At 65.1% G+C, this 25,428-nt stretch carries 26 protein-coding genes and 2 pseudogenes; 14 read left to right on the top strand and 14 right to left on the bottom strand.

What is annotated here, in order from left to right; translation table 11 throughout:
* Positions 1-93: 93 nt before the first annotated feature.
* The gene (gene mbfA, locus NDO48_RS20590) at positions 94-1,077 is read left to right on the top strand and encodes an iron exporter MbfA (RefSeq protein WP_018426150.1); all 984 of its coding nucleotides are present in this window, start codon (positions 94-96) and stop codon (positions 1,075-1,077) included.
* 196 nt (positions 1,078-1,273) lie between these two features.
* Here mbfA and NDO48_RS20585 read toward each other — a convergent pair whose 3' ends face one another.
* From NDO48_RS20585 to NDO48_RS20575, 3 genes and pseudogenes are all read right to left on the bottom strand, one after another.
* Positions 1,274-1,618, bottom strand: a complete 345-nt coding sequence (locus NDO48_RS20585) for an antibiotic biosynthesis monooxygenase family protein (protein ID WP_018426151.1) — start codon at positions 1,616-1,618, stop codon at positions 1,274-1,276.
* Positions 1,619-1,683: 65 nt separating this feature from the next.
* Positions 1,684-2,004: pseudogene (locus tag NDO48_RS20580) on the bottom strand (NIPSNAP family protein); the annotation flags it as partial.
* 64 nt (positions 2,005-2,068) lie between these two features.
* Positions 2,069-2,272, bottom strand: coding sequence for a DUF1127 domain-containing protein (locus NDO48_RS20575; RefSeq protein ID WP_018426153.1), 204 nt, complete (start codon positions 2,270-2,272; stop codon positions 2,069-2,071).
* A gap of 85 nt (positions 2,273-2,357) precedes the next feature.
* Between NDO48_RS20575 and NDO48_RS20570 the strand changes: the two genes are divergently transcribed.
* Together NDO48_RS20570 and NDO48_RS20565 are read left to right on the top strand one after the other, a co-directional pair.
* Positions 2,358-3,038, top strand: a complete 681-nt coding sequence (locus NDO48_RS20570; RefSeq protein WP_018426154.1) for an ArsR/SmtB family transcription factor — start codon at positions 2,358-2,360, stop codon at positions 3,036-3,038.
* 286 nt (positions 3,039-3,324) lie between these two features.
* A complete protein-coding gene (locus NDO48_RS20565) occupies positions 3,325-3,477 on the top strand; it encodes a hypothetical protein (protein ID WP_085941109.1) in 153 nt (50 codons plus the stop codon).
* A 296-nt stretch (positions 3,478-3,773) separates the two neighbouring features.
* Here the strand turns inward: NDO48_RS20565 and NDO48_RS20560 are convergent, their stop codons facing one another.
* Positions 3,774-4,394 carry a glutathione S-transferase family protein gene (locus NDO48_RS20560; RefSeq protein WP_018426157.1) on the bottom strand — a complete coding sequence of 207 codons (621 nt, stop codon included), beginning with the start codon at positions 4,392-4,394 and terminating at the stop codon, positions 3,774-3,776.
* A 329-nt stretch (positions 4,395-4,723) separates the two neighbouring features.
* On the opposite strand from NDO48_RS20560, the gene NDO48_RS20555 reads away from it, so the two are divergent.
* Both NDO48_RS20555 and NDO48_RS20550 read left to right on the top strand, forming a co-directional pair.
* Complete coding sequence (locus NDO48_RS20555; RefSeq protein WP_026226818.1) at positions 4,724-5,074, top strand: YciI family protein; 351 nt, start codon at positions 4,724-4,726, stop codon at positions 5,072-5,074.
* 2 nt (positions 5,075-5,076) lie between these two features.
* Entirely contained in the window at positions 5,077-6,321 is a 1,245-nt protein-coding gene (locus NDO48_RS20550) for an RNA polymerase sigma factor (protein ID WP_267322268.1), read from the top strand.
* Positions 6,322-6,513: 192 nt separating this feature from the next.
* Here NDO48_RS20550 and cysK read toward each other — a convergent pair whose 3' ends face one another.
* Together cysK and NDO48_RS20540 are read right to left on the bottom strand one after the other, a co-directional pair.
* Positions 6,514-7,494, bottom strand: coding sequence for a cysteine synthase A (cysK, locus tag NDO48_RS20545; protein ID WP_018426160.1), 981 nt, complete (start codon positions 7,492-7,494; stop codon positions 6,514-6,516).
* Between the two features lie 155 nt (positions 7,495-7,649).
* Entirely contained in the window at positions 7,650-8,267 is a 618-nt protein-coding gene (locus tag NDO48_RS20540) for a LysE family translocator (RefSeq protein WP_018426161.1), read from the bottom strand.
* Positions 8,268-8,478: 211 nt separating this feature from the next.
* Here NDO48_RS20540 and NDO48_RS20535 point away from each other — a divergent pair, with 211 nt between their 5' ends.
* Positions 8,479-9,735 carry an Hsp70 family protein gene (locus NDO48_RS20535; protein ID WP_026226819.1) on the top strand — a complete coding sequence of 419 codons (1,257 nt, stop codon included), beginning with the start codon at positions 8,479-8,481 and terminating at the stop codon, positions 9,733-9,735.
* A 126-nt stretch (positions 9,736-9,861) separates the two neighbouring features.
* Here NDO48_RS20535 and NDO48_RS20530 read toward each other — a convergent pair whose 3' ends face one another.
* The 3 genes from NDO48_RS20530 to NDO48_RS20520 all read right to left on the bottom strand — a co-directional run bounded on the left by NDO48_RS20530 (position 9,862) and on the right by NDO48_RS20520 (position 12,714).
* Positions 9,862-11,610, bottom strand: coding sequence for a SulP family inorganic anion transporter (locus NDO48_RS20530; RefSeq protein ID WP_018426163.1), 1,749 nt, complete (start codon positions 11,608-11,610; stop codon positions 9,862-9,864).
* Positions 11,611-11,695: 85 nt separating this feature from the next.
* Positions 11,696-11,938, bottom strand: coding sequence for a helix-turn-helix domain-containing protein (locus tag NDO48_RS20525; protein WP_026226821.1), 243 nt, complete (start codon positions 11,936-11,938; stop codon positions 11,696-11,698).
* An 89-nt stretch (positions 11,939-12,027) separates the two neighbouring features.
* Positions 12,028-12,714 (bottom strand): phosphatase PAP2 family protein, encoded by a 687-nt coding sequence (locus NDO48_RS20520; protein ID WP_018426165.1) that lies wholly within the window; start codon positions 12,712-12,714, stop codon positions 12,028-12,030.
* A gap of 304 nt (positions 12,715-13,018) precedes the next feature.
* Here NDO48_RS20520 and NDO48_RS20515 point away from each other — a divergent pair, with 304 nt between their 5' ends.
* On the top strand, positions 13,019-15,004 hold the full coding sequence (locus tag NDO48_RS20515; protein WP_018426166.1) for a PhoX family protein: 1,986 nt from the start codon (positions 13,019-13,021) through the stop codon (positions 15,002-15,004).
* Positions 15,005-15,287: 283 nt separating this feature from the next.
* Here the strand turns inward: NDO48_RS20515 and NDO48_RS20510 are convergent, their stop codons facing one another.
* The 3 genes from NDO48_RS20510 to NDO48_RS20500 all read right to left on the bottom strand — a co-directional run bounded on the left by NDO48_RS20510 (position 15,288) and on the right by NDO48_RS20500 (position 17,309).
* Positions 15,288-15,626: a hypothetical protein gene (locus NDO48_RS20510; RefSeq protein WP_018426167.1), complete on the bottom strand. Its 339-nt coding sequence runs from the start codon at positions 15,624-15,626 to the stop codon at positions 15,288-15,290.
* 278 nt (positions 15,627-15,904) lie between these two features.
* A complete protein-coding gene (locus NDO48_RS20505) occupies positions 15,905-16,636 on the bottom strand; it encodes a hypothetical protein (RefSeq protein ID WP_157632679.1) in 732 nt (243 codons plus the stop codon).
* 76 nt (positions 16,637-16,712) lie between these two features.
* Complete coding sequence (locus tag NDO48_RS20500) at positions 16,713-17,309, bottom strand: GNAT family N-acetyltransferase (RefSeq protein WP_157632680.1); 597 nt, start codon at positions 17,307-17,309, stop codon at positions 16,713-16,715.
* 202 nt (positions 17,310-17,511) lie between these two features.
* On the opposite strand from NDO48_RS20500, the gene NDO48_RS20495 reads away from it, so the two are divergent.
* The 3 genes from NDO48_RS20495 to lepA all read left to right on the top strand — a co-directional run bounded on the left by NDO48_RS20495 (position 17,512) and on the right by lepA (position 20,025).
* The gene (locus NDO48_RS20495) at positions 17,512-17,814 is read left to right on the top strand and encodes a hypothetical protein (protein WP_018426170.1); all 303 of its coding nucleotides are present in this window, start codon (positions 17,512-17,514) and stop codon (positions 17,812-17,814) included.
* Positions 17,811-18,149, top strand: a complete 339-nt coding sequence (locus NDO48_RS20490) for a hypothetical protein (RefSeq protein ID WP_245262112.1) — start codon at positions 17,811-17,813, stop codon at positions 18,147-18,149. Before NDO48_RS20495 ends, NDO48_RS20490 begins: the two co-directional genes overlap by 4 nt.
* Before the next feature lie 67 nt (positions 18,150-18,216).
* Entirely contained in the window at positions 18,217-20,025 is a 1,809-nt protein-coding gene (gene lepA / locus NDO48_RS20485) for a translation elongation factor 4 (protein WP_018426172.1), read from the top strand.
* Positions 20,026-20,257: 232 nt separating this feature from the next.
* Here lepA and NDO48_RS20480 read toward each other — a convergent pair whose 3' ends face one another.
* On the bottom strand, positions 20,258-20,671 hold the full coding sequence (locus NDO48_RS20480) for a hypothetical protein (RefSeq protein ID WP_026226823.1): 414 nt from the start codon (positions 20,669-20,671) through the stop codon (positions 20,258-20,260).
* A gap of 182 nt (positions 20,672-20,853) precedes the next feature.
* Positions 20,854-21,333: a hypothetical protein gene (locus NDO48_RS20475; protein WP_267322267.1), complete on the bottom strand. Its 480-nt coding sequence runs from the start codon at positions 21,331-21,333 to the stop codon at positions 20,854-20,856.
* Between the two features lie 145 nt (positions 21,334-21,478).
* Here NDO48_RS20475 and NDO48_RS20470 point away from each other — a divergent pair, with 145 nt between their 5' ends.
* The 4 genes and pseudogenes from NDO48_RS20470 to NDO48_RS20455 form a co-directional block, all read left to right on the top strand.
* Positions 21,479-21,646 (top strand): hypothetical protein, encoded by a 168-nt coding sequence (locus NDO48_RS20470; protein WP_018426175.1) that lies wholly within the window; start codon positions 21,479-21,481, stop codon positions 21,644-21,646.
* Between the two features lie 205 nt (positions 21,647-21,851).
* Positions 21,852-22,481 (top strand): CDGSH iron-sulfur domain-containing protein, encoded by a 630-nt coding sequence (locus NDO48_RS20465; protein WP_018426176.1) that lies wholly within the window; start codon positions 21,852-21,854, stop codon positions 22,479-22,481.
* Between the two features lie 147 nt (positions 22,482-22,628).
* A complete protein-coding gene (locus NDO48_RS20460) occupies positions 22,629-24,653 on the top strand; it encodes a hydantoinase/oxoprolinase N-terminal domain-containing protein (protein WP_018426177.1) in 2,025 nt (674 codons plus the stop codon).
* Between the two features lie 150 nt (positions 24,654-24,803).
* Positions 24,804-25,428: pseudogene (locus NDO48_RS20455) on the top strand (malate synthase G); the annotation flags it as partial.

The following is a 25,428-nucleotide window of genomic DNA, read 5'->3' as shown; positions in this document are numbered from 1 at the left end:
GCCTGCGGCAAAAAAATGCGGAAGGCGTTCCTGCTTGTTGACCGCGCCATCCTCAGCTTCTAGTTTAGAATTATTCTAAACTGAGGAATCAGCATGCTCTCCCGTGTCTTCGGCTTCGGCCGCCGCGCCTTCGAGTCCCTGTCCGAACAGGAGATCCTCGCGCTCGCCATTTCCTCGGAAGAAGACGATGCCCGCATCTACCGCGCCTATGCCGATGGCCTGCGCGACGAGTTTGCGCAATCGGCCAAGGTGTTCGACGCCATGGCCGAGGAGGAGGACGGCCACCGCGCCGCCCTCATCGAACTGCACCGCGCCCGCTTCGGCGAGCGCATCCCGCTGATCCGGCGCGAGCATGTCCGCGGCTATTACGAGCGCAAGCCCGACTGGCTCGTGCGTCCGCTCGGCATCGACAAGGTCCGCGACCAGGCCGAGGAGATGGAGCGTCAGGCCTATCGCTTCTATGTCGAGGCGATGAAGCGCACGAGCGATGCCTCGACCCGCAAGCTGCTCGGTGACCTTGCTGCCGCCGAGCAGGGCCACGAGTCGCTCGCCCAGCGGCTGGGGGACAAGCTCGTGCCCGAGAACGTCAAGGACGAGGAGAGGGCGGGCGAGCGCCGCCAGTTCATCCTGACCTATGTCCAGCCGGGCCTCGCCGGCCTGATGGACGGCTCGGTGTCGACGCTGGCGCCGATCTTCGCCGCCGCCTTCGCCACCCAGGACACTTGGCAGACCTTCCTCATCGGCTTGTCCGCCTCTGTCGGCGCCGGCATCTCGATGGGCTTCACCGAAGCCGCCCATGACGACGGCAAGCTGTCGGGACGCGGCTCTCCGCTCAAGCGCGGCCTGGCGTCGGGCATCATGACCGCAGTCGGCGGTCTCGGCCACGCGTTGCCCTATCTCATCCCGCATTTCTGGACCGCCACCACGGTGGCGGCAATCGTCGTGTTCTTCGAACTCTGGGCCATCGCCTTCATCCAGAACCGGTTCATGGAAACCCCCTTCCTCCGCGCCGCCTTCCAGGTCGTGCTCGGCGGCGCATTGGTCTTTGCCGCTGGCGTGCTGATCGGCAACGCTTAGCGGGCACGGCATCGCCGTCTGGGCTGCCGGCCATCTCCCCCTCGAGGGGGAGATGGGGTTCATCGCCGGTGGCATTTGACCTGCAAGGTCATGGGCTTTGCCACGTTGGTGATTGTCGCGAAGTCAATGGCGGCATGATCTCGCCGTTGAGGGAGAGATGCCCGGCAGGGCAGAGAGGGGCGCAAAGGAACGCGACCTATCCATGCGCAACCCTGCTGTCTGCAGGCGCCTCCGCCCGCTCGGTGAGCCCATAATCCCGCACCACATGCGCAATTCGCAGCCGGTAACTCGCAAACACCCCGCCGCGCCCGGCGCTCTGCGCCTGGCGATGCTCTTCGGTCGTGCGCCATGCCTTAACCGCCTCCTCGTCGCGCCAGAACGACAACGACAGCAGGTGGCCGGGGTAGGCGAGGCTCTGGAAGCGCTCGATGGAAAGAAAGCCGTCGATGCCATCGAGCAGCGGCCGGAGGTCTGCGGCGATGCCGAGATAGGCATCACGCTGTCCTTCCGCCGGTTCCACTTCGAAGATCACGGCGATCATGGCTTCACGCTTTCCTGTTGCTGCATGATCCCCGTCCGAAAAGTCTGCAGCTTTTCGGGGTCATGCAAGGCCGCATGCGGTCCCGAGGCCAGCTTCAGGAACACGCGATCCTCCCTGAGGATGAATTTCTCCCGCCGCGCGAACTCGTAATTCTCGCGACCCAACGGGTCCGCCGCCAGCCTTGCCCGGTAGGCCTCATAGGCCGCCAAGCTGTCGATGTTGTACACACCATAGGCCGTTGTCGCCGAGCCCTCATGCGGCGCGAAATAGCCGATCAGGTCGGCGCCGCAGCGCGGGATCGCCTGGCCCCAGTTGCGGGCATACTCTTCGAACGCCGCCTTGCCGAACGGTTCGATCTGATAGCGGATGAAGCAGGTGATGGTCATCTTGGTCTCCGGAAATGTTGGCAACGCTTCGATCGGTATCGAAGCGTCGGGTCGAAAAGACGTGCTAGCGCCAGAATGGTTTTGCGACTTCATGCGTCACGTCGCGGCGGCAAAGGCCGATGTCGTCGAGCTGGTCGTCGGTCAACTCGGAAAGGTCGAGCCGTTGCAGATGCCGGTCGTAGCCGCGGCAGAGAAACGTAAGCACCCGGCCGAAGACGCCGAGCGGCAGACGCTTCGGTGCGGTGGCGAATTCGGTTTTCGTCGGCATGGCGAACTCCTTTGTCTGGCCGGAGACTACGCCTTGCCTGACGAGAATGCTTCGACTAGCATCGAACCATGGAGGTAGCCGTGCTATGAAGGAAGGTCCCGACATCGCCCGCATCGCCAGCCTGGTCGGCGATCCGGCGCGCGCCAACATGCTGACCGCTCTGATGGATGGCGGTGCGCTGACGGCGAGCGAACTGGCGCTCGAAGCCGGCGTTTCGCTGCCCACGGCCAGTTCGCATCTCGCCAAGCTGATGGACGGCAAGCTGCTGACGGTGGCAAGCCAGGGCCGGCATCGCTACTACGCGCTGTCAGGCACCGAGGTCGCCAACATGATCGAGGCGATCAGCGGCGTCGCCGCCCATTCCGGACCGAAGCGTGCGCGTCCTGGCCCGCGCGACAAGTCGATGCGCGAGGCCCGCGTCTGCTACGACCACCTTGCCGGCGACCATGCGGTGGCGATGTTCGACCGTTTCCTGGTCGACGAGATCATCGTCCGCAATGGCGAGGAAACCCGGCTCGGGCCGGCCGGCCCGGGCTTCTTCGCCGCCATCGGCATCGATACCTCAGGCCTCGGCCGATCGCGCCGGCCGATGTGCCGCGCCTGCCTCGACTGGAGCGTCAGGCGTTCGCACCTGGCAGGCTCGCTCGGCACCGCCATCCTCGACAAGATTCTTGCAGAGAAATGGGCGCGCCGCCCTGCCGGCAGCCGCGTCGTCGAATTCACCCCGCCCGGACGCAAGGCCTTCGAGAAACTCTTCCTCGCCTGAAGCCGGATCTGCCGCCGTAGCCTGTCAACCACCTCTGTCGATGTAACCGTGCGCCGAAACCTGTGGACAGTTCGGCGACAATGCACCGTTACTTGTGTGGTCCAAAAGGCACATCTTAACCAATGCCGCCTGATCCGGCCTAAATGCCTAGAAAAAAACACTATTCAGCCGCGATCGGCCGCATTTTCACACGAAGATTAACATCGCGTTCACCGAAGATTCACAACCGCCGGCTATGATCGCTTTCACGTTCGGGACGAGCCCCGGGCGGACAGGGATAAGAACAATGGCTATCTGGAACCAACTCACTCACGCCGCTGTGGCGTTTCGCGAATTCATCGCCCCGACCTATCGCCCCGAGCGCCACTACATGCGCGGCCCGGGCCCGGCTTGTGCCCGTCGCGAGCACCAGCTTCATACCCGCGTGACGATCCACTGATTATGACCGTCACCTCGCGCCACGAAAGCCGCAAATCGCGGCCGACAACCGACCACCGTAGCACCACGCTGCGCGGCGAACGCCGCGCTTTGTCCACCCGCCTTTAAAGGTCTTGCGGCACCGCGCGTCCAATCGGACGCGCAAAGACGCTGCACACCTTGAACCCTGCCGCGGCGAAAGTCCGGCGTCCACGCCCCCACATCGCTGCACCGCCGCCTGCCGGAACTCCAATTCCGGCCAGCGGCAGCGCCTTGGCGCGTCAGTCCGAAAGCCCGACGGGCCTTCGGATCGCTGTCTCACCACATCTCGTGCTGGACGTTCAGGTCCTTGATCACCGGCACATCGCGCAGCATGGCCGAGACGCGGGCGATTTCGGGCCATGCCCCCTCCGCCTTGCGCGGCTCGGGATGCCAGCACACCAGCATCAGCAGATAGATGTCGGCGATCGACATGCGCTCGCCTGCCAGCCACAGCTTGCCTTCCAGCGCCTGGTCGACGATGCCGAAGCCGCGATCGACCTCGGCCAGCGCCGCCGCCTTCACCGCCTCGATGCCGTCGGGATCGGCCGTGTAGCGCGGCGCGTAATAGATGCGCAGCAGCGCTGGATACATCACCGAAGTCATGAACGTCATCCAGCGCAGGAAGTCAGGCCGGTCGGGTGCATCGGCTGCTGGCGCCAGTCCCGATGCCGGGTAACGCTCGGCGATCAGTTGGCACATCGCTGCCGACTCGGTCATCGCTCCGCCTTCCGGCAGCACCAGCGCCGGCACCTGGCCGAGCGGACTGATCTCGCGGAACCGCGTGTCGGGATCGACGCCCTTGACGACATTGGTGCGTTCGAACGGTGCCCCCGCCAGTTCCAGCGCGGCTTCGACCGCAAAACCGCCGCTGCCGGCGCGCGTGTAGAGCTGGTACATTCTCATTCCCCCTTTCCGGCATCTTAGCCGGCGATCCTGGCGCATCGGCCCGAAGATCGGAATCGATTTTCGGAAAGCACGATGCCACAGATCCAAACATTTCGAGCGTCCCTGGTGCGTCCGTTCGGACGCACTGCGCTCTAGTTGGCACGCCCGACGCAGGCTGCTCAAGCGTGGCATGCACTCGCCAGCCGGCTATTTTCACCGGGCCAGCCGATCCATTGCCGCTCTCTTGCAAAAAGTTTCGAACGGCTGTCGAAATCGCCTCGGCCAGCGCGACATCAGTTCAGCCCGCGATGATGCGGTGCTGGCAAACGCAGGAGACGACCATGCAGTACATGCTTCTCATCCACGTCGACGAGGCCGCGATGGCCGCAACGCCCGCTGACAAGGCCTATGAAATGGCCGCACCCTACATGGCCTATAACGAAGCGTTGATCAAAGCCGGCGCCATGGTCGGCGGCGAAAGGCTGACCCCGTCGTCCACCGGCACGGTCATCCGCGTCCGTGGCGACAAGACCGAGGTCCTCGACGGCCCCTTCGCCGACACCAAGGAACAGCTCGGCGGCTACTACATCATCGAGGCTCCCGATCTGGACGCCGCGATCAACTGGGCGGCGCGCTGCCCTGGCGCCAGCACCGGCACCATCGAGGTCAGGCCGATCTGGAAGACACGCTGACGGTGCCTGACATCGGCGACAGCGCCCGGGCGGCAGCCGAAGCCGCCGCCCGTCAAAGCTACGGCAAGCTCATTGCCTTCCTCGCCGCCCGCTCACGCGATGTCGCGGGCGCCGAGGATGCGTTGGCTGACGCCTTCGCCGAGGCGCTTGTCCGCTGGCCGCAGACGGGCGTGCCCACCCATCCCGAAGCCTGGCTGCTCACGGTCGCGCGTCGCCGCACCACCGACCGGCATCGCCGCCACGCAGTCCGTGAGGCGGCGCTGCCGCATCTCAGGCTGATCGGCGAGGAACTGGAGGAGGAGGCCGTGCGCGAAAAATTGCCCGACGAGCGCCTCGGCCTGCTTTTCGCCTGTGCCCATCCGGCCATCGATGCGAGCGTGCGCGCGCCGCTGATCCTGCAGACCGTGCTTGGCTTCGACGCGGCAACCATCGCCTCCGCCTTCTTGGTCTCGCCCGCCACCATGAGCCAGCGCCTGGTGCGGGCCAAGACACGCATCCGCCAGGCGGGCATTCCTTTCCGCGTGCCCGAAAGGCCTGAAATGGCTGAGCGGCTTTCGGCCGTACTGGAAGCGATCTACGCCGCCTTTTCCGAAGGCTGGGCCGATGCCGGGGGCACAGAATCCCGTCGCCGCAACCTCGCCTCCGAAGCCATCTGGCTCGGCCAACTCGTTGCCCGGCTGATGCCCGACGAGCCCGAGGCACTGTGTCTTCTATCCCTGATGCTCCACGCCGAGGCGCGCCGCCCGGCCCGGCGCGACACGGAGGGCAAATTCGTGCCGCTCGCCGAGCAGGACGTCCGTCTCTGGGATGCCGGCCTTATCGCCGAGGCCGATGCGCTTCTGGTCCGCGCCGGCTTCTTCGAAACCATGGGCCGCTACCACATCGAGGCGGCGATCCAGTCCGTCCACGCAGCCCGCCGGATGACCGGCCGCACCGACTGGCCGGCGCTCGCCATCTTCTATGAGGCGCTCACCACCATCACCGCCTCGCCGGTCGCCGCTGTTAACCGCGCGGTCGCCGTCGCCTATGCCGGCAACCCGGCCAACGGCCTGGCCCTGCTCGATGCCATAGGCGACCCCAGGCTCGACCAGTACCAGCCCTATTGGGCGGCACGCGCCGAACTTCTGTCGCTCGTCGGCCACGCGGAGGAGGCGAACCAGGCCTACGGGCTCGCCATCGGGCTCGAAACCGATCCCGCCGTGCGGGCATTTCTGGAGCGCAAGCGGGCAGGGGTGGCGGCCGGGTGAGCGTTGGCCCGTGCCTTCTCCCCTAGTGGGAGAAGGTGGATTGGCGCGCAGCGCCAAGACGGATGAGGGCTGTTGGAAGCGATGAGCGGGCGCAGAACAGGCGCCATCCCAGCGAACTCGGCAAAGCCGGTCCGTCCGCACCCCTCATCCGCCCTTTCGGGGCACCTTCTGCCGCAAGGGGAGAAGGAAGGCTTATCCGCCCAATCCCTCGAACAGCACCGTCGACAGGTACCGCTCGGCAAAGGACGGGATGATAACGACGATGTTCTTGCCGGCATTCTCCGGCCGCGAACCGACGACGACGGCCGCCTGCAGCGCTGCGCCCGAGGAGATGCCGACCGGCACGCCTTCCAGCCGCGCCACCAGCCGGGCATTGGCGATGGCGTCGTCGTTGGAGACCTTGATGATCTCGTCATAGATGGTCGTGTCCAGAACCTTCGGCGCGAAGCCGGCGCCGATACCCTGGATCTTGTGCGGGCCCGGCTGGCCGCCCGAAAGCACGGGCGAGCCCTCGGGCTCGACCGCCACGACATGCAGCGACGGCTTGCGGGCCTTGATCACCTGGCCGACGCCAGTGATCGTGCCGCCCGTGCCGATGCCGGCAACCAGGATGTCGATCGAGCCTTGCGTGTCGTTCCAGATTTCCTCGGCCGTTGTCTGGCGGTGGATTTCCGGATTGGCCGGGTTTTCGAACTGCTGCGGGATGATGGCGTTCGGAATGGTCTGCACCAGCTCCTCGGCCTTGGCGATGGCACCCTTCATGCCCTTGGCGCCTTCGGTCAGCACCAACTCGGCACCGAGCAGCGCCAGCATCTTGCGGCGCTCGATCGACATCGTTTCGGGCATGGTCAGGATAAGCTTGTAGCCCTTGGCGGCGGCGGCAAAGGCAAGGGCAATGCCGGTGTTGCCCGAAGTCGGCTCGATCAGCGTACTCTTGCCCGGCTCGATCTTGCCCGACGCTTCCAGTGCCTCAAGCATCGCAACGCCGATGCGGTCCTTGACCGAGGCGATCGGGTTGAAGAATTCGAGCTTGGCGAGGATGTTCGCCACAACGCCCTTGTCCTTGGCGAACTTGTCGAGCCGTACCAGCGGCGTGTCGCCAATGGTCTCGGTGATCGAGCCGTAGATGCGTCCGCGGCCGGGAATGCGGGTGGAGGTGACGGGCTTGTTCATGCGGTTTCGCTCCCTGCCGGATAATGCTTTTTTCGGCCCTGAAGATAGGGTGTCGCCGGGCAAATTCCGAGTGGGCGTCATGCTGATTGGCGACCATTGACAGAAACGTATTTCCGCAATGGCCAAATTAGTGGAAAAAGAATCCGTCCGGAGGCCTATTGGCGGGCGGCGATCGCTGCCGCCGCACCCACCATGAAGGCAGCTGCCGTGCGGTTCAGTGTCTTCAGCGCACGCGGGGTCTTCAAAAGCCAGCGCGCCTGCGAGGCCAGCGCCAGATAAGGGATCAGCACCACCAGCAACACCGCGATGGTGATAGCCACCAGGATGCCGTAGTCGGCCAATGTCACCGTCCTGAGGTCGACGACCGTCGGCGTGATCGCCAGGTAGAATATCATCGTCTTCGGATTGCCGAGTGTCACCGTAAGTCCCGCGAGGAAGCTGGAAAACAGCCCGCTCTTGCCCTTCTTCGCCTCGATCGTCTCAGGTGTGATGCCGCTGTTCCAGAAGCACCAGGCCAGATAGGCGAGATAGGCGACGCCGAGCCACTTGATGGCGAGAAACACCATGCCGAAGGTCTGCGCCACCATGGCAAGCCCCAGCACGACCGCGGTGAGATAGGTGAGGTCGCCCACCACCAGTCCCAGCGACATCGCCAGCGACGAGCGGAAGCCGGAGCCGAGCGCGCGTGCCACAAGTGCCGTCACGCCCGGGCCGGGAATGGCCGCGGCAATGGCGAGTGCGCCGCTATAGGCGAGAAATCCTGTAAGCGTCATCGGAACAGCCTGATTGTCGGTTGGTCGGCCGACCTATGCCACGAAAGCGGTTTCCTGTGAACGTCGCGACGTTGGGCCAGCGATCACATTTCCAGAAATAATGTGCCCGGACATCGACATTCGCCGCCTGCTCGTGTACCCGCACGGTCCCCGCCGCGGCCCGATCTGTCGAGCGCCGCCGACCCACGCAGCAAAATTCAGGATCTACATGATGCGACCGGCATACGGCGGCATAGACTTCGGCACTTCCAACTCCACCGTCGGCGTGATCGAGGATGGCCGCCCGCGCCTCGTCGCGCTCGAAGGCGAGAGCGTCACCCTGCCGTCGGCCATCTTCTTCAATTTCGAGGACGACAACACCGCCATGGGCCGCCGTGCCATCGGCGAATACACCGACGGCGCCGAGGGCCGCCTGATGCGCGCCCTGAAGAGCGTGCTCGGCTCGTCCCTTGTCCATGAAAAGACGCGCATCAAGGCCAAGCAGATCGCCTTCACCGACATTATCGGCATGTTCGTCGGTCACCTCAAGGACAAGCTCGAAAACCATGTCGGCGAGCCGGTCGAAAACGTCGTGCTCGGCCGCCCCGTGCAGTTCGTCGACGAGGACGCCAAGGCCGACGCCGACGCGCAGGGTGAGCTCGAAAAAGCCGCCCGCGCGCAAGGGTTCCAGCACATCGACTTCCAGTTCGAGCCGATCGCGGCCGCGCTTGACTACGAGCGCACGGTCAGCCGCGAGGAGCTGGCGCTGATCGTCGACATGGGCGGCGGCACCTCCGACTTCTCCATCGTCCGCGTTTCGCCCGAGCGTGCGGCGGCGGCCGATCGTAAGGCTGACATCCTGGCCAACCGTGGCGTCCACATCGGCGGCACCGATTTCGACCGCCTGCTCTCGATCGCCCACGTCATGCCCGAGCTCGGCTATCTCAGCGCGACCAAGGACGGCAAGCGTAACCTGCCCGCCGGCTACTTCATCGATCTCGCGACCTGGCAGCGCATCAACCTGCTCTACACCCCCAAGGCCAAGCTCGACATGCGCGCGATCCGCTTCGAGGCGGCCCGGCCCGACCTCGTCGATCGCATGATCGAGGTGGTCGACCAGCGCTTCGGCCATGCGCTCGCCACCCGGGTGGAGAAGGCCAAGATCGACCTCACCGACGCCGACAGCGCCACCGTCGAGGTCAACCTGCCGGCCGCGCAATTCACCGCGTCCTTCACACGCCAGCAGCTCGAAAACACGATCCGCACCGAGGTTGGCCGGGTGACGGCGACCGTCGCCGACACGCTGGCCGAGGCCAGCGTCCGCGCCGAAGACATCACCGCCGTCTTCCTGACCGGCGGCTCGACTGCCATCCCGCTCGCCCGCCAGAGCATTCTCGAACTGATTCCCGGCGCTAAGGTCGTCCAGGGCGACGCCTTCGGCTCCGTCGGCATGGGCCTCGCCCTCGACGCCCAGCGCAAGTTCGGCTGACGGAAGTTCGCTGATGAGTTTGTGGCAGTGCCGCCGTCGAGGCGGTGGCACTGTCGCGCCATGACGGTGCCGGAAACGGCTCGTCGCAGGGGGCATGCGCAGGGAAACCAGTTCAAAACGAGCAATTCACCCTGCCAGTGCGGGTCCCTCCACCTTCTCCGCCCGCACCAGTTCCTGCGCTTCCTCCACGGACGCGACATACGTCACCTCGGGCTGCCTGAGCCCATGCGTCATCAGCATGCGCCGCGTCTGCGGCGAGGCCCCTGCGATGTAGAAGCGCACGCCGGCTTTTGCGGCCTTGCGCGCCGCACCCTCCAGCACATTGGCCCCCGTCGAGTCAATCAGCGGCACGCGGCTGCAGTCGAGGATGAAGTTGCGGCGCTGGTCGGCGATGCGGTCGAGCACCGCACCCACCGTCGAGGCGGCGCCGAAGAAGAACGCTCCCGAGATCCGGTAGATCACCGTCGCGGCGTCTCCCGCATCACGTGACTCATAAGCGTGGCGGTCACCATTCACGTCATCGGCCACGTCCTCCTGCGCCAGCGGCAGCTCGGTTTCGACGGCCACGCTCTTGGCCATGCGGTCGATGAACAGCACCGAGCCCAGCGCGAAGCCTATGACAATGCCCTCGGTCAGGTCACGGAAGACCACCAGCAGGAACGTCACCAGGAGCACCAGCGCATCGCCGCGCGACGAGCGGATCAGCGTCGCGAAGGCCTGCTTTTCGATCATGTTCCAGGCCACCACCGCCAGCACGCCGGCTAGCGCCGACAGGGGGATGTATGACGCAAGCGGTGCCGCCACCAGCATGAAGGCGAGGAGGAACAGCGCATGCAGCATGCCCGCCACCGGCCCGTGCGCGCCGGCGCGCACATTGGTTGCGGTGCGCGCGATGGTGCCCGTGACGCAAATGCCTCCGAACAGAGCCGAGGCGACGTTGGCGAAACCCTGCGCCACCAGCTCGCAATTGGACCGGTGCCGACGGCCGGTCATACCATCCGCCACGACAGCCGACAGAAGCGACTCGATGGCGCCAAGCAGGGCAAAGGCCATCGCATCCGGCAGCACTGATATTGCCTTGTCCATCGTGAAGGTCGGCAAGGAGGGCCAGGGCAGGCTGCGCGGAATGCCGCCGAAACGCGTGCCGATTGTCTCCACTGGCAGGGCAAGCAAGGCTGCCGCCAGAGACGCCACGCCCACCGCGATCAGCATGCCCGGCCAATGCGGTCTGAGCCGCTTGAGCACAAGGATCGTGCCGATGGTCAGCGCGGCCACCGCCACCGCCGACGTATTCACCGTGCCTGCTGCCTGCGCCAGCGCCTCGATCTTCGGCAGCAGCGGCCCCGGCTCCTTGCCCGGCAAGGTCAGTCCGAACATCTCGCTCAGCTGGCTGGCGAAGATGATGACGGCGATGCCAGCCGTGAAGCCCACTGTCACCGGGTAGGGGATGAACTTGATGTAGGTGCCGAGCCTGAGATAGCCGATGACGACAAGCATGACGCCTGCCATCATTGTTGCCAGCAGCAGGCCATCGACGCCCTCGCGCGCCACGGTCGCCGCCACCAGCACGATGAAGGCGCCCGCCGGTCCGCCGATCTGGAACCGGCTGCCGCCCAGCGCCGAGATGATGAAGCCGCCGACAATGGCCGTGAACAGCCCCCGGTCCGGCGATACGCCGGAAGCAATGGCAATCGCCATCGACAGAGGCAGCGCCACGATCGCCACTGTCAGCCCGGCAATAGCATCGGCCTTGAATTGCCTGGTGCCATAGCCCTCGCGCAAAACCGTCACCAGCTTCGGCGTGAACAGCTCCGCGAAGCTCGGCTGCCTGTGCTGCGGTCCGTGCTGTCCTGGATTGCTGCCTGCGTCCATCATCCCACCACGTGGCAAACGCGGCGGGATCGTCGGCAGAACTGTCGGCGGTCGCGTCGCGACTACATCGCGCGGATCGTCAGGGAACTCAGGTTTTTTTCCTCAGCCGCACGCCCCGGCCGCCGGTGTCGCTCTCGCCGATCAGCTCCACGCCGGCAGCGTTCAGCGCCTCGACGACCTTGGTCAGCGTGTCGACCACGCCGCGCACCACGCCCTCGCTCGCTTCCATGCGCTGTATGGTTGGCACCGACACGCCTGCGAGGTCCGCGAGCGTCTTCTGGTCGATGCCTGCCAGCGCTCGTGCGGCGCGCATCTGTGCGGCTGTGATCACTGAGATGTTCCCGTCTCGATCCGCACTATAAATGTATCATACATTCATAGTGATGTTTCAAGCATCATTATTGATGCCTATGCCCCATGTTACGCGTCGCCCTCTGCTGGCCGCATCAGATAGCGGCTGACCAGCCAGCACAAAGTCGCCCAGGCAAAACCGGCGCACCAGCCCGCAAGCACGTCTGAAGGCCAGTGCACGCCGAGATATACCCGGCTGATGCCGACCATGAGTGTGGTCAGGATGGCGATGGAAAAGACAAAGACCGTCGTCGCCCGGCCCGGCAGGAAGCGCGCCAGCAGCGCACCCAGCGTCAGGTAGGTCACTGCCGACAGCATCGCGTGCCCGCTCGGAAAGCTCATCGTGTAGACCTGCGCCAGATGCGGTACGAGCTCGGGGCGAGGACGGTCGATGCCGAGCTTGAGCAGGCTCGACAGCACCTGACCGCCCGCCACCGAGACGAACACGAACAGCGCCGGCCCCCAGCGCCTGGTCATGCCGAGAAAGATGATAGTGATGGCGGTGATGTAGATCAGCACGGAGGCGCTGCCGAGTGCTGTGATGTCGCGCATGGCCTCTTCCATCCACAGCGGGCCGATCGGGTCGGCCGGGTTGCCCGCCTCGCGGAAGAACAGCAGGATGTCGGTGTCGAAGGCATGCGGGGCGGCGTCGCGCGCGATCTCGGAGAGCTCGACGAAGCCCCACAGGCCGCCGGCGATGATGATGCCGGCCGCCAAAAGCGAAAACTCGATCCTGTTCCACAATCTGTCGTGCATCGTCCTGTCGTTTCCGTTTCGCCGTTCGTCTTCGGGATGGCCCCTAATCGGCTGTTACGCAACAAGTGGGGAAGCCTTTCCCAAAGAAAAGGCGCCCATGCAAAAGGTCGCAGCGCATCAACCCGAGAACCACAATCGGTTTGCGAAGAGTGCGAGGCGGCACTCCAAAGTCTGCTGCGCGCGGCCTCGCCGATCACGCTTTGTGGAGCGGCCGATTTTCGGCGAAATTGTCATGCTGTTGTTATCTCCTCCCCTTAGCGGTGCCGGCGAACCCCAAGCCGTATGCTAGCCAGAGGTCGACATCATGAACCAACCCTACGATCAGAAGTTCCGCACCTCGATGCTCGAGGACAATGACGGTCCCGGCCACAACCCGACCGACAACCGGACCATGGGCGACATCATCGCGGCCCGCTTCTCGCGCCGCGGCTTCCTCAAGGGCTCGCTCGCCGTCTCGGCCATTGCCGCCACCGTCAGCCCCATCGCCATCATCCTGGCCGACGACGCCCGCGCCGCTTCGGGCTCGGCTTTCAACTTCGACGAGGTCGAGGCGGGCATCGACGACAAGCATCATGTCGCATCAGGCTATGATGCCGACGTGCTTCTGCGCTGGGGCGATCCGATCTTTGCCGATGCTCCCGAGTTCGATCCGACCAACCAGTCGGCGGAGGCGCAAGCCAAACAGTTCGGCTACAACAACGACTATGTCGGCTACATCGCGCTCGAAGGCTCGTCCGACCACGGCCTGCTCGTGGTCAACCACGAATACACCAACGAGCACCTGATGTTCCCGGGTATCGTCAAGCTCGTCGATGGCAAGGTCGAGGTTGCGCCTGCCGACCAGAAGCGCGTCGACATCGAGATGGCAGCCCATGGCGGTTCGATCGTCGAGATCCGCAAACAGGACGGCAAGTGGCAGCCCGTCCGCGATGGCAAGCTCAACCGACGCATCACCTCGTCCACCGAAATGCAGATTACCGGCCCGGCCGCTGGCAGCGACCGCTTGAAGACCAATGCCGACGCGACCGGCACCAAGGTTTTCGGCACCGTCAACAACTGCGCCGGCGGCGTCACGCCCTGGGGCACCTACATCATGGCCGAGGAGAATTTCCACGGCTATTTCGGCGGCGAACTGCCCGCCGGTCACCCCGAGGCCGCCAATTACAAGCGCGTCGGTGTGCCCGAGGGCACCTATGAATGGCACAAATTCTATGACCGCTTCGACGTTGCCAAGGAGCCGAACGAGCCGAACCGCTTCGGCTGGATCGTCGAGGTCGACGTCAACGACCCGAACTCCGTGCCGAAGAAGCGCACTGCCCTCGGTCGCTTCCGCCACGAAGGTGCTGAATCGATCGTGGCTGGCGACGGCCGCGTCGTCTTCTACCTCGGCGACGACGAGCGCTTCGACTACGTCTACAAGTTCGTGACCAAGGGCAAGTTCAACGCCAACGACCGCGCCGCCAATCTCGACCTGCTCGATGAAGGCACGCTTTATGTCGCCAAGTTTGCCGAAGACGGCTCGTTCGTCTGGCTGCCACTGGTCCAGGGCGAGGGCCCGCTGACGGCTGCAAACGGCTTTGCCAGCCAGGCAGACGTGGTCATCGAGGCCCGCCGCGCCGGCGACCTGCTCGAGGCCACCAAGATGGACCGTCCCGAAGACATCCAGCCCAACGGCGTCAACGGCAAGGTCTATGTGATGCTGACCAACAACTCGAAGCGCAAGACCGACCAGGTCGACGCCGCCAATCCGCGCGCCGAAAACGCCTTCGGCCACATCATCGAGCTGGTCGAAGACGCAGGCGATTTCACGGCTACCAAGGGCAAGTGGGAAATCCTGCTCAAATGCGGCGACCCCTCGGTCGCCGAGGTAGGCGCCTCGTTCTCGACCTCGACCACTGAGAATGGCTGGTTCGGCATGCCCGACAACTGCGCCGTCGACTCCGCCGGCCGCCTTTGGGTCGCCACCGACGGCAACTCGCCCAAGGCCACCGGCCGCACCGACGGTCTCTGGGCTGTCGACACCGAGGGTGATGCCCGCGCTACCTCCAAGCTGTTCTTCCGCGTGCCTGTCGGCGCCGAAATGTGCGGCCCGCTGTTCACGCCTGACGACCAGACGGCCTTCGTCGCCGTCCAGCATCCGGGCGACGGCGGCGAGGATTGGGAAGGCTTCGGCCGTCCGTCCTACTACGAGGACCTTTCGACCCGTTGGCCCGACTTCAAGCCCGACATGCCGGTCCGTCCTGCCGTCGTCGCCATTACCAGGCAGGGCGGCGGCAAGATCGCCGTCTGATCCGGACAGAACCTATGTGACGACAATGGGGGCCGTTGGCCCCCATTTTTTTGCGCGTTGCCGCGTTGGCCGCGGATTCAAGCGCTGATGCTGCACGCGATGCAACCTTGAAGGTTGACTGTGGCGTGCCCCTTCCACCGTCATTCCCGGCCCGTGAGCCAGTGAAACGAGCGGAGAGTGTCGGGAATCCATGCTGAGACGGCGACGGACCAGGATCGGTGCAGGATTTGCACCTGTGTCCGATCTTACAAGCTCGGGAAGAGCGGTAATTGCCAGCTACGCCCTATTTCCCGGCCAGTGCCGGCCCGAGCGTGATCAGCGCCACCGCGATCACCGCAAAGCCCACGCCCACGCCCTGGATGCCGGTCAGCCTCTCGCCGAAATAGAGGATGGCGACGAGGTTGACGGCAATCAGCTGGATCACCGCCGACAGCGAGAACGACACCGACATGCCGAACTCGCGCACCAGTCGCAGCATGATCAGATTGCCCAGCGAATAGAGGATCAGCGTCACCACCAGCTTGCCGATGGTTGGCTCGATGCCCCAGGTCTTGGCCACCATCGCGGCAATCAGGAATATGACGGTCGAAAAACCAAGCAGCGAAAGGCCGACAACGGACATTTTCAGGCAAGCTCCCACGAGTGCCCGCGATTTGCTCCGAATGCCGCCCCGGCGTCAAGCACGCCAGCGACCCGCTCCAACGCTATCGCGGCATGGCGGCCATTTTGGGCTTCTGACCGCTGGGTTGCTGCGGCTCATTCCAGATCTGGACCGTCTTGCCCTTCTGCAATGTTACGGCATCGATGAATGGCACGACGGCCCCGGAGCTGGCGCTCCATGCGCCAGCTCCTTGTCGCCCGCCTGATCGCGCTGGGCGGCCCGCGACAACGCCTGCGAAATCAAATCAGCTGCCCGCCCGCCGGGATCGTCGCAACGACCCGCGCCGACAGAGCGAGGTCGTCGTTGGTCGCCAGCACCGCCAGCGACGTCACCGGCAATTCCGCCAGCGTCTGCCGGCGCCACCCCTCCGCCAGCGCGGCTAGGTCGGCCGTCTCGGCAACTGTCAATGCAGCGGTGAAATGGTAGATGCCGACCACGTAGAAGCGCGTCTGCCGCGCGCCGCACGCGCTTTGCACAAGCCCGAGCACATCCTCGCCGTTGTGACGACAAGGGTAGACCGGCAGGTAGATGCGGCCGGTATTGATGCGGCCGAGAAACGGCCCGGCGAGCCGGATTGACAGAGGGCCCAGCGAGGCAAGCGCCCCGGCAGCGGCCTGCGCACAACGCTCGACGTCCGCTTTGCTCAGGCCGCCGACGATGGTCGCATGCAGCTTCGATGTCCGCTTGCGGCCAAGCTCCCACGCAATCTTGTCGCTGAACGAAAACGAGCGAAGCTCCGCCTCGAATGCTCGAAACGCCTCGGATGCGGAGAGCCCACTCGCATCTACGGGCACGACCAGCGAATATCTCGGCGCCTCGTAGCGCCCGTTGCGGTAGTCCGTCTCGTCTTTGCCTACGATGATCTCGGCGTGGCCGGGGGCTACCAGCGGCAGATGGGCAAGGCGATAGGCATCGTCGAACGTCAGCGCCTCGCCGGGAATAAAGCCCCGGCGCGACGCGTCATAGACCATGTCGGTGTCGTCGCAGAATGATGTCATGGGGCAGCGGGCATGCGGCAATTTCGTCCTGAGGCGTCGGCCGAACCGGCTACGGCTTGACCATCAAAACCCATTCCTGGCCCGGATTGTCCCAGCCGTCCTTCACCATTGGCCGCCTTGCGATCTCGCGATAGCCGCCGTTGTCATAGAGCCGCCGCGCCCGGGTGTTGGCGTCGGAGACGATCAGGCTGGTGCCCTGGCAGCCGGTCGCCTCGGCGATCTCATCGGCCATGGCGAGCAGCCGCGACCCAAAACCCTGCTTGCGCGCTTCCGGCATCGTGGCGACGACATTGACGTACCAGCTGCCCACCGCCATCGCCTCGAGCTCGTTCATCGGCACGAACATGGCGGGTGTGTCGGGATCGGGCACGGACGCCACGATCGGATAGCCGATCAGGCAGGCCAGCACCTTGCCGTGCTCCAGCACGACCGAGTTGCGGTAGGAAAAACTGCCGGTCTCGCGCAACGCCCGCTGCCGGCCGACCTCCCAGGGGTCGCCGCCTTCGGCCATCTTGGTCCACAGGTAGAGCGGCAGCCCGTCGCCGGCCATGTTGACCAGTCGCGCCAGCACCGCCGCGTCGTCCTTGGTGGCGGGGCGCGCATGGGCTGTCAGCCCCTCGTCGCTGGGCAGGGCTTCCTCGGCCATGGCATCCTCCCTCGCAGCGGTCGCAACGACCGCAAGCTGCATTGGAGCGCGCGATGCCGCCTGCGTCAACCTTGCCCGCCATCGCGCTCCGCAGTCTCGATTTTAAACTTGATATTTATAGTCATGTTTTGTAGTCGTGCTGCAGCGATGAAACGGCGGGGCGCGACAGCACCTGCCGCTCGAACAACACAAGGAGGCAGAGATGATGCATTTCCCTCCCGCCCGCGCGGCGGCGCCGACTGAGGTTGGCCTCTCCGGCTACATCAAGCTGTTCGCCCGGGTTGAAACCTTGCAGGCGCGCGTGAATTCGGCCCGCGCCGCCGCGTCCGACAGCCTGGAGCGGCTCAACACCGCACCCCGGCCCGAGATCGGCGACGGCTCGGCCTTCATGGCCCTGCTCGACCTCCACCGCAGCGACCGAGAGGCGCTGTTCGAGGCGATGCGCCAGCTCGACGCCGCCCGTGCCGCCCTGCGAACCGCCGCCCACGAGGCCACCAACCCATGACCCGCCAGGAGACACCAATGGCCCATCTCGACGACCACGATCGCCGCGCCGACGAGGCCGAGGCCATCCTGCGCACCGCCGTCATGAACGGCTTTTCGGATGCCATGCGCAAGTCCGGCCTGCCGCCGATGGTGGTGCTGCGCCTTGCCGCGCGCGCCGTAGGGGCCGTCTACCGCGAGGCGGCCGACGCCCATTCCGGCCCCTATGCCTGCGGTTGCGGCTGGTGCCCGCAGGATGGCGCCGATGTCGACCTGCTGTGCTCGGCCCTCTTCGGCGCGGCCGCCCGCCGCCGCGCGCGCGACCTCGGCACCATGCAGGTCGCCGGCCGGGCGTGAGCCTTGCCCTTGCAAACCCGCACCGCCCTGCTTGTTAACCCTTGCCGCCCCTGCTAAAGCGCGGCGCATGACCACACCGCTCGACCACATCCGCAATTTCTCCATCGTTGCCCATATCGATCACGGCAAGTCGACACTTGCCGACCGCCTGATCCAGTCCACCGGCGGACTGGAGGCGCGCGAGATGACCGAACAGGTCCTCGACAACATGGACATCGAGCGTGAGCGCGGCATCACCATCAAGGCCCAGACCGTCCGCCTCAACTACAAGGCCAAGAACGGCGAGGACTATGTCCTCAACCTGATCGACACGCCCGGCCACGTCGACTTCGCCTATGAAGTGTCGCGTTCGCTGTCGGCCTGCGAGGGTTCGCTGCTCGTCGTCGACGCTTCGCAGGGCGTCGAGGCCCAGACGCTCGCCAATGTCTACCAGGCCATCGACAACAACCATGAGATCGTCGTCGTCCTCAACAAGATCGACCTGCCCGCCGCCGAGCCCGAGCGCATCAAGGAGCAGGTCGAGGAAGTCATAGGTATCGACGCCTCACAGGCTGTCTACATCTCGGCCAAGACCGGCCTCGGCATCCCCGACGTGCTCGAGGCGATCGTTACCCAGCTGCCGCCGCCGCGCGAGGGTGACATCGACGCCCCGCTCAAGGCTATGCTGGTCGACAGCTGGTACGACACCTATCTCGGCGTCATCGTCCTGGTCCGTGTCATCGATGGCAAGCTCAAGAAGGGCCAGACCATCCGCATGATGGAGACCAACGCCAAATATCTGGTCGAGCGCACCGGCGTCTTCACGCCCAAGATGGTCCAGGTCGACGAGCTTGGGCCTGGCGAGTTCGGCTTCTTCACCGGCTCGATCAAGGAAGTGGCTGACACTCGCGTGGGCGACACCATCACCGAGGACAAGCGCCCCACCGCCCAGGCACTGCCGGGCTTCAAGCCGGCTCAGCCGGTGGTGTTCTGCGGCCTGTTCCCCGTCGACGCCGCCGACTTCGAGGACCTGCGCGCCGCAATGGGCAAGCTGCGCCTCAACGACGCGTCCTTCTCGTTCGAAATGGAAACCTCGGCCGCACTCGGCTTCGGCTTCCGCTGCGGCTTCCTCGGCCTGCTTCACCTAGAGATCATCCAGGAGCGTCTGGAGCGCGAGTTCAATCTCGACCTCATCGCCACCGCGCCCTCGGTCGTCTACCGCATGAACCTCAACGACGGTTCGACCAAGGAACTGCACAACCCCGCCGACATGCCCGACGTGGTCAAGATCGCCTCGATCGAGGAGCCTTGGATCCGCGCCACCATCCTCACGCCCGACGACTATCTCGGCTCGATCCTCAAGCTCTGCCAGGAGCGCCGTGGCATCCAGGCCGACCTCTCCTATGTCGGCAAGCGCGCCATGCTGGTCTACGACCTGCCGCTCAACGAGGTCGTGTTCGACTTCTACGACCGCCTGAAGTCGATCTCCAAGGGCTACGCCTCCTTCGACTACCACCTCACCGACTACCGCGAGGGCGACCTCGTCAAGATGTCGATCCTGGTCAACGAGGAGCCGGTCGACGCGCTCTCGATGCTCGTCCACCGCACGGCGGCCGAAAAGCGCGGCCGCGTCATGGTCGAGAAGCTGAAGGAGCTGATCCCGCAGCACATGTTCAAGATCCCGGTCCAGGCCGCCATCGGCGGCAAGGTCATTGCCCGCGAGACCATCTCGGCGCTGCGCAAGGACGTCACCGCCAAGTGCTACGGCGGCGACGTCACCCGCAAGCGCAAGCTGCTCGAGAAGCAGAAAGAGGGCAAGAAGCGCATGCGCCAGTTCGGCAAGGTCGACATCCCTCAGGAAGCCTTCATCCAGGCGCTCAAGATGGGCGACAACTGACGCCTTCTCTTCCTTCTCCCTGCCTGCGGGGGTGAGGAGCGTTCGGCCAAGGCCGACCAGTCGACAACGATTTGTCGACTGGAGCGACGAACGCCAGGAGCCATAGCGGAGGGCGGTGGCCCAACGGGCCGGATGAGGGCGGCGCAAACGCCTCAATCCTCCTCTCCCCCACGGGGAGAGGGTGGCCGCGCAGCGGCCGGGTGACGGGGACTCCTGGCGCCACCCTACCCTATCACTTCACGGCAAAATCCACCGTTTCCTTCACTGTTCCATCGACGGCGATCTGCGCCTGATAGGTGCCGATAGGCCAGCCGGCGTCGGGCTTGGTGATCGAGGCATCGACATGGTTGTCGATCATACCGATTTCAAAGCTGGCTTCATCGATCTTGTAGTTCGCGGGCGCGACGCCGCCCGAATTCACCGAGACCCAACTCACGGTCACCTTCGACCCTGAGGCCACGGCGTCGGTCAGGTCGGCGGAGAGGAAAATCTTGGCCGTGTCAGGCGCAAATGCCGCTTGTGTTTCTTCGGCGTCCTCGCTTGCCGACAGCACGATGTTTTCGAACCCGTCGGCCTGCGCATGCTGCGCAAACGCTCCAACTGCGACCAGTGCGGCGGCGCCCATCATCATCGACCGAATGCGCATGTTCTTCCCCAAGGATTGAAACGCCGCCCGCGCCCGACTCATGCAGTACGCGCCAGCAGCGGCTTGGTAGAACGGACGGGCCGGGGTTTGTCCATGAGGGCGGGGAGAGCTGTAGCAAGCGTCACAAAGTCGGTGTTAAGAAATCAGGAAGCGCCCTGTCCGTCATGACGTGGAACGCGACCTTAGACGTTTGAAGGGGCTTTCTCAAACCGCATCAGCCAATTCACCTCCCAGGTTTCGCCGCCATCGGCCGACATCGCCTGCTCCCAGCGCGGGCTTGTGCCGGGCAGCCAGAGAAACCGAACCAGCACCGGCACACCACCCTCGACATCGTCGCCAAAAAAAGCGCCGCGGCCGTTTTCGAATTTGCCGACCATCGCGGGGAACAGCCGGTGGCTGCGGGTGTCGCTCCAGTAGATCGACCACAGGGCGGTCTCGGGGTTGTAGAGCCTGAGCGTCATGCCGGTGAAGCCGCGCTCGGGCACCGCCATCTGGTCGATGTGGCCGCCAAAAGTCCCGTCAGGCGCCTGCATCACCTTTTCGACATGCGAAAAGGCGGAAAAGGTTTCCCACTCGCTTGAGCCCACCAGCCGCTCGCGCAGGCGCTCGTTGGTCACCGTCCAGTCGCCGATCACAAAGTCGAAATCATCAAAGCCACTCATGTCATCCTCCTCCGGTTCTAGGAAGAATAGTCGATGCCTCCTGACAACCTTCTGTCAGGAGCTGTCAGGGTGGCTTGACCTCGCTTCTTCGGCGGGTTCATCTGCCGCCGCGATACCGCCACACCTTCCTCCTAACGCCCGTTCCATGAAATCCCTGGCCGTCCTCCTTGCCCTGGCAACCCTCTCCGCCTGCGCTGCCCGCGTCCCGGTGCCGCCAGCACCCGTCACAGCGCCCCAGCCCGTGGTCGAGCCGCTGCCATCAGGGGTCAAGCCGCTCACCGTCGAGCAGGACGAGCAGATTTCCCAGCACTGACGGGGACTGTTTTCTTCCCACGTTCCGGATTTTCTTTGTTGGGCCGCGAAGGATCGCGACCCCAGCGGTTGGCCTTGCCATTCCACCGGCCGCCGCCGAGCGCGACCGTATCCTGGCCCAATGCGCAGCGCGGGAGGCGGCCTCTTGCCAGCGCCAACCCGAGGAATAAGCTGTGTCAGGGGATCATGGAGGCCGCGACGAAAAGATGTCCAAGGGCGTGGTCGAAGGCGAGAAGATCGATGTCGGCTTTTCCGGCCGCCGCTGCATCCATTCGCGCAATTGTGTGCTTGGCAATCCGCACGTGTTCGAGCCGAATGCGCCGGGCGAGTGGATCCACCCCGATGCGGCTTTGGCCGAGCAGATCGTCGCCATCGCCGAAAGCTGTCCGTCGGGCGCCATCACCTATCGTCGCAAGGATGGCGGCCCGCAGGAGGCGCCGCCCGTCGTCAACACCGTGCGCATCCGCGAGAACGGCCCGCTCGCCGTGCATGCCGAGATCGTCTTCAATGGCGAGACCTTCCACCGCGCAACCTTGTGCCGCTGCGGAGCATCCCAGAACAAGCCGTTCTGCGATGGCAGCCACAGCAAGATCGGCTTTGCCGCGACCGGCGAGCCGGCGCTGAAGGAGAGCCAGCCGCTCGCCGCTCGTGACGGCCCGCTGGTGCTGACGCCGCAGCCCAATGGCAACCTCAAGCTGGAAGGCAATGTCGAGATCGTCACCGGCACAGGCCACACGGTCGACCGCGCGACAAAAGTCTGGCTCTGCCGCTGCGGCAACTCGGCCACCAAGCCGTATTGCGACGGTTCGCACAAGAAGATCGGCTTCGTCGCATGACGGGCAGACGCGGCACCGACCTCGGAAAAGGAGCCGCACGACAGGCCGTCGCTTCTGAGCCGGTCGAATGGTCTGTCTGGCCAATTTTCCTTTCCCGGGGATATCGGCTAAGCGGAACGGAGCTTTTGAACTCTGGAACTTCCGCGCATGCACGCCAGCCACCACGCCCCGCTTTTCCTCGGCATAGACACCGGCGGCACCTATACCGATGCGGTGCTCTGGAGTGAGGAACCCAGGGGTTCGGGTACCGTCATAGCCAAGGCCAAGTCGCTCACCACCCGCCACGACCTGGCCGAGGGCATCTCGGGCGCGGTCGATGCGGTGCTGGAGAAGGCCCGTGTCGACCCCGCCGCCATCAAGCTGGTGTCAATGTCCACCACGCTCGCCACCAACGCGCTGGTCGAAGGCCAGGGAGGGCGCGTGGCGCTGGTCATGATCGGGTTCTCCGAGGCCGACCTTGGCCGCGACGGCCTCAAGACAGCACTCGGGACCGACCCGCTGGTGCTGTGCGAAGGCGGCCACGACGTCCACGGCAATGCTCGCCCCCTCGACCTGGCACCGCTCGAAGCCGCGCTGCCGGAGCTGGAAAAATCAGTCTCGGGCTTTGCCGTCTGCGCCTATTTCGCCACCCGCAACCCCGCCCACGAGATCGCTGCGCGGGACCTTATCCGCGAGCGCACGGGCCTGCCCGTCACCACCAGTCACGAACTCTCGGCCAAGCTCGGCGGCCCGCGCCGGGCGCTGACGACGTTGCTCAACGCGCGCCTGATCTCAATGATCGACCGCCTGGTCGCTGCGACCGAAGGCTTTCTGGAGGCTCGGAAAATCAATGCGCCGCTGATGGTGGTGCGTGGCGACGGCGCGCTGGTGTCGGCCGGGTTCGCTCGCCAGCGTCCGATCGAGACCATTCTCTCCGGCCCCGCCGCCAGCCTCGTCGGCGCGCGCTACATGACCGGCCTCGACAACGCCGTTGTCTCCGACATCGGCGGGACCACGACAGACGTCGCCGTGCTCGATCATGGTCGTCCGCGACTTGACCCCGAGGGCGCTACCGTAGGCGGCTTCCGCACCATGGTCGAGGCTGTCGCCATGCGCACTTTCGGTCTTGGCGGCGACTCCGAGGTTTCGCTGGAAGAAGGCGGGCTGACACCCCGTATCAAGCTCGGGCCGCGCCGCGTCGTGCCGCTGGCGCTTGCCGGCATGATCCATGGCGAGGCAGTTACGGGCGAACTGGAGCGGCAGCTGCGCGCCCCCAATCCCGGTCGCATGGACGGCCGCTTCGCCGTGCGCACCGGCGTGCCGGAACAGCTCGCGGCAGGGCTGACCGCGCCAGAAGCCAAGCTCTACGACCAGATCGGCGCCACCCCGCTGCCCATCGACCGCCTGCTCACCTCGAACGCCCAGAACGCCACGCTCAACCGTCTGGTGTCGCGCGGGCTGGTCCATGTCGCAGGCTTCACTCCGTCGGATGCGGCGCATGTTATGGGCCGCCAGGCCAATTGGGACGAGATATCAGCACGGCTGGGTGCGGAGCTGTTCGCCCGCAAGCGCGACGGCCGTGGCCAGCCGATCGCTGCGACGCCGGAAATCTTGGCCGAGCGCGTGCTTGTGGCGCTCACCCGCCTTTCGGCCGAAGTAATCCTCGAAACAGCCTTTGCCGAGGACGGGCTCGACGGTGCCGCTACCGTCGCGCACGCGCTGGTGCAGCGCGCGGTCGACGCGCATCCCGGCATCGCCCGCTTCACGGTTGCGCTGGACCGGCCGGTGATCGGGCTGGGTGCTTCGGCGCCGCTGCATTATGCCGGCCTGCCGCCGCTCGTCGGCAACGAATGCGTGGTTCCAGAGGATACCGATGTCGCCAATGCGCTAGGCGCGGTGGTCGGCCAGGTCAGGGTCACGGCCGAGGCGCGCGTCAGCCAGCCTAAGGAAGGCCTGTTCCGCGTCGCGGTCGGCGAACTCCTGCGCGACTTCACCGACGAGGCTGCGGCAATGGCGTTGGCCGAGGCTGAAGCGCGCGCGATCGTGGCGACCAAGGCGCGCGACGCCGGTACCGATGCCGCCGAGATTGATGTCGCTGTCGACATCAAGGCGTCGACGGTCGAGAGCCAGCGTATGTTCATTGAGGCGCATGTGGTTGCGACCGCCAGCGGCCGGCCCCGCATCGCCGTTTGACGGCTGAATCGTTTCGTTGCGGGCGATGGGCGGCACGCGAAATGCCGCCTGCAACAATGGACGAATTGACCCTGCACGCTTTGCGTGCCAAACGCCCGAAAACCTTGTTTTGAACGCCCCTGCGGCGCCGGACATTCTGGAGCGCATGTCATGACCGACACCGTCGACCTTCACGGCCTTTCGATTTCTCGGGAATTGCACGACTTTGTCGTTGCCGAGGCTCTGCCTGGGACGGGTGTGGATGCGGATGCGTTCTGGTCGGGTTTTGCCGACATCGTGCATGATCTCGGGCCGAAGAACCGGGCTTTGCTTGAGAAGCGCGACGACTTCCAGCTGAAGCTCGACGCCTGGTACCGCAAGCACGGCGCCCCGCACGACATGGCCGCCTACAAGGCGTTTTTGTCCGACATCGGCTATCTGATCCCGGAAGGTCCGGCCTTTGCGGTGACCACCGAGAATGTCGACCCCGAGATCGCCACGGTTGCCGGCCCGCAGCTGGTGGTGCCTGTGATGAATGCGCGTTACGCGCTGAACGCTGCGAACGCCCGCTGGGGTTCGCTCTATGATGCGCTCTACGGCACCGATGCGATCCCCGACAGCGATGGTGCCGAGAAGACCAGGGGCTACAATCCCAGGCGCGGTCAGAAGGTCATCGCCTGGGCCAAGGCGTTTCTGGACGCGTCCGCGCCGCTGACACAGGGCAGCTGGTCGGACGTGACAGGGCTTGCGGTCGAGGGCGGGCAGCTGAAGCTTGCGAGCGCTTCAGGCGCGGTTG

Origin of the sequence: Aminobacter sp. MET-1, assembly GCF_026521175.1 — a bacterium.
Classification (GTDB): Bacteria; Pseudomonadota; Alphaproteobacteria; order Rhizobiales; family Rhizobiaceae; genus Aminobacter.
This window is presented reverse-complemented; position numbering and strand designations above follow the sequence as displayed.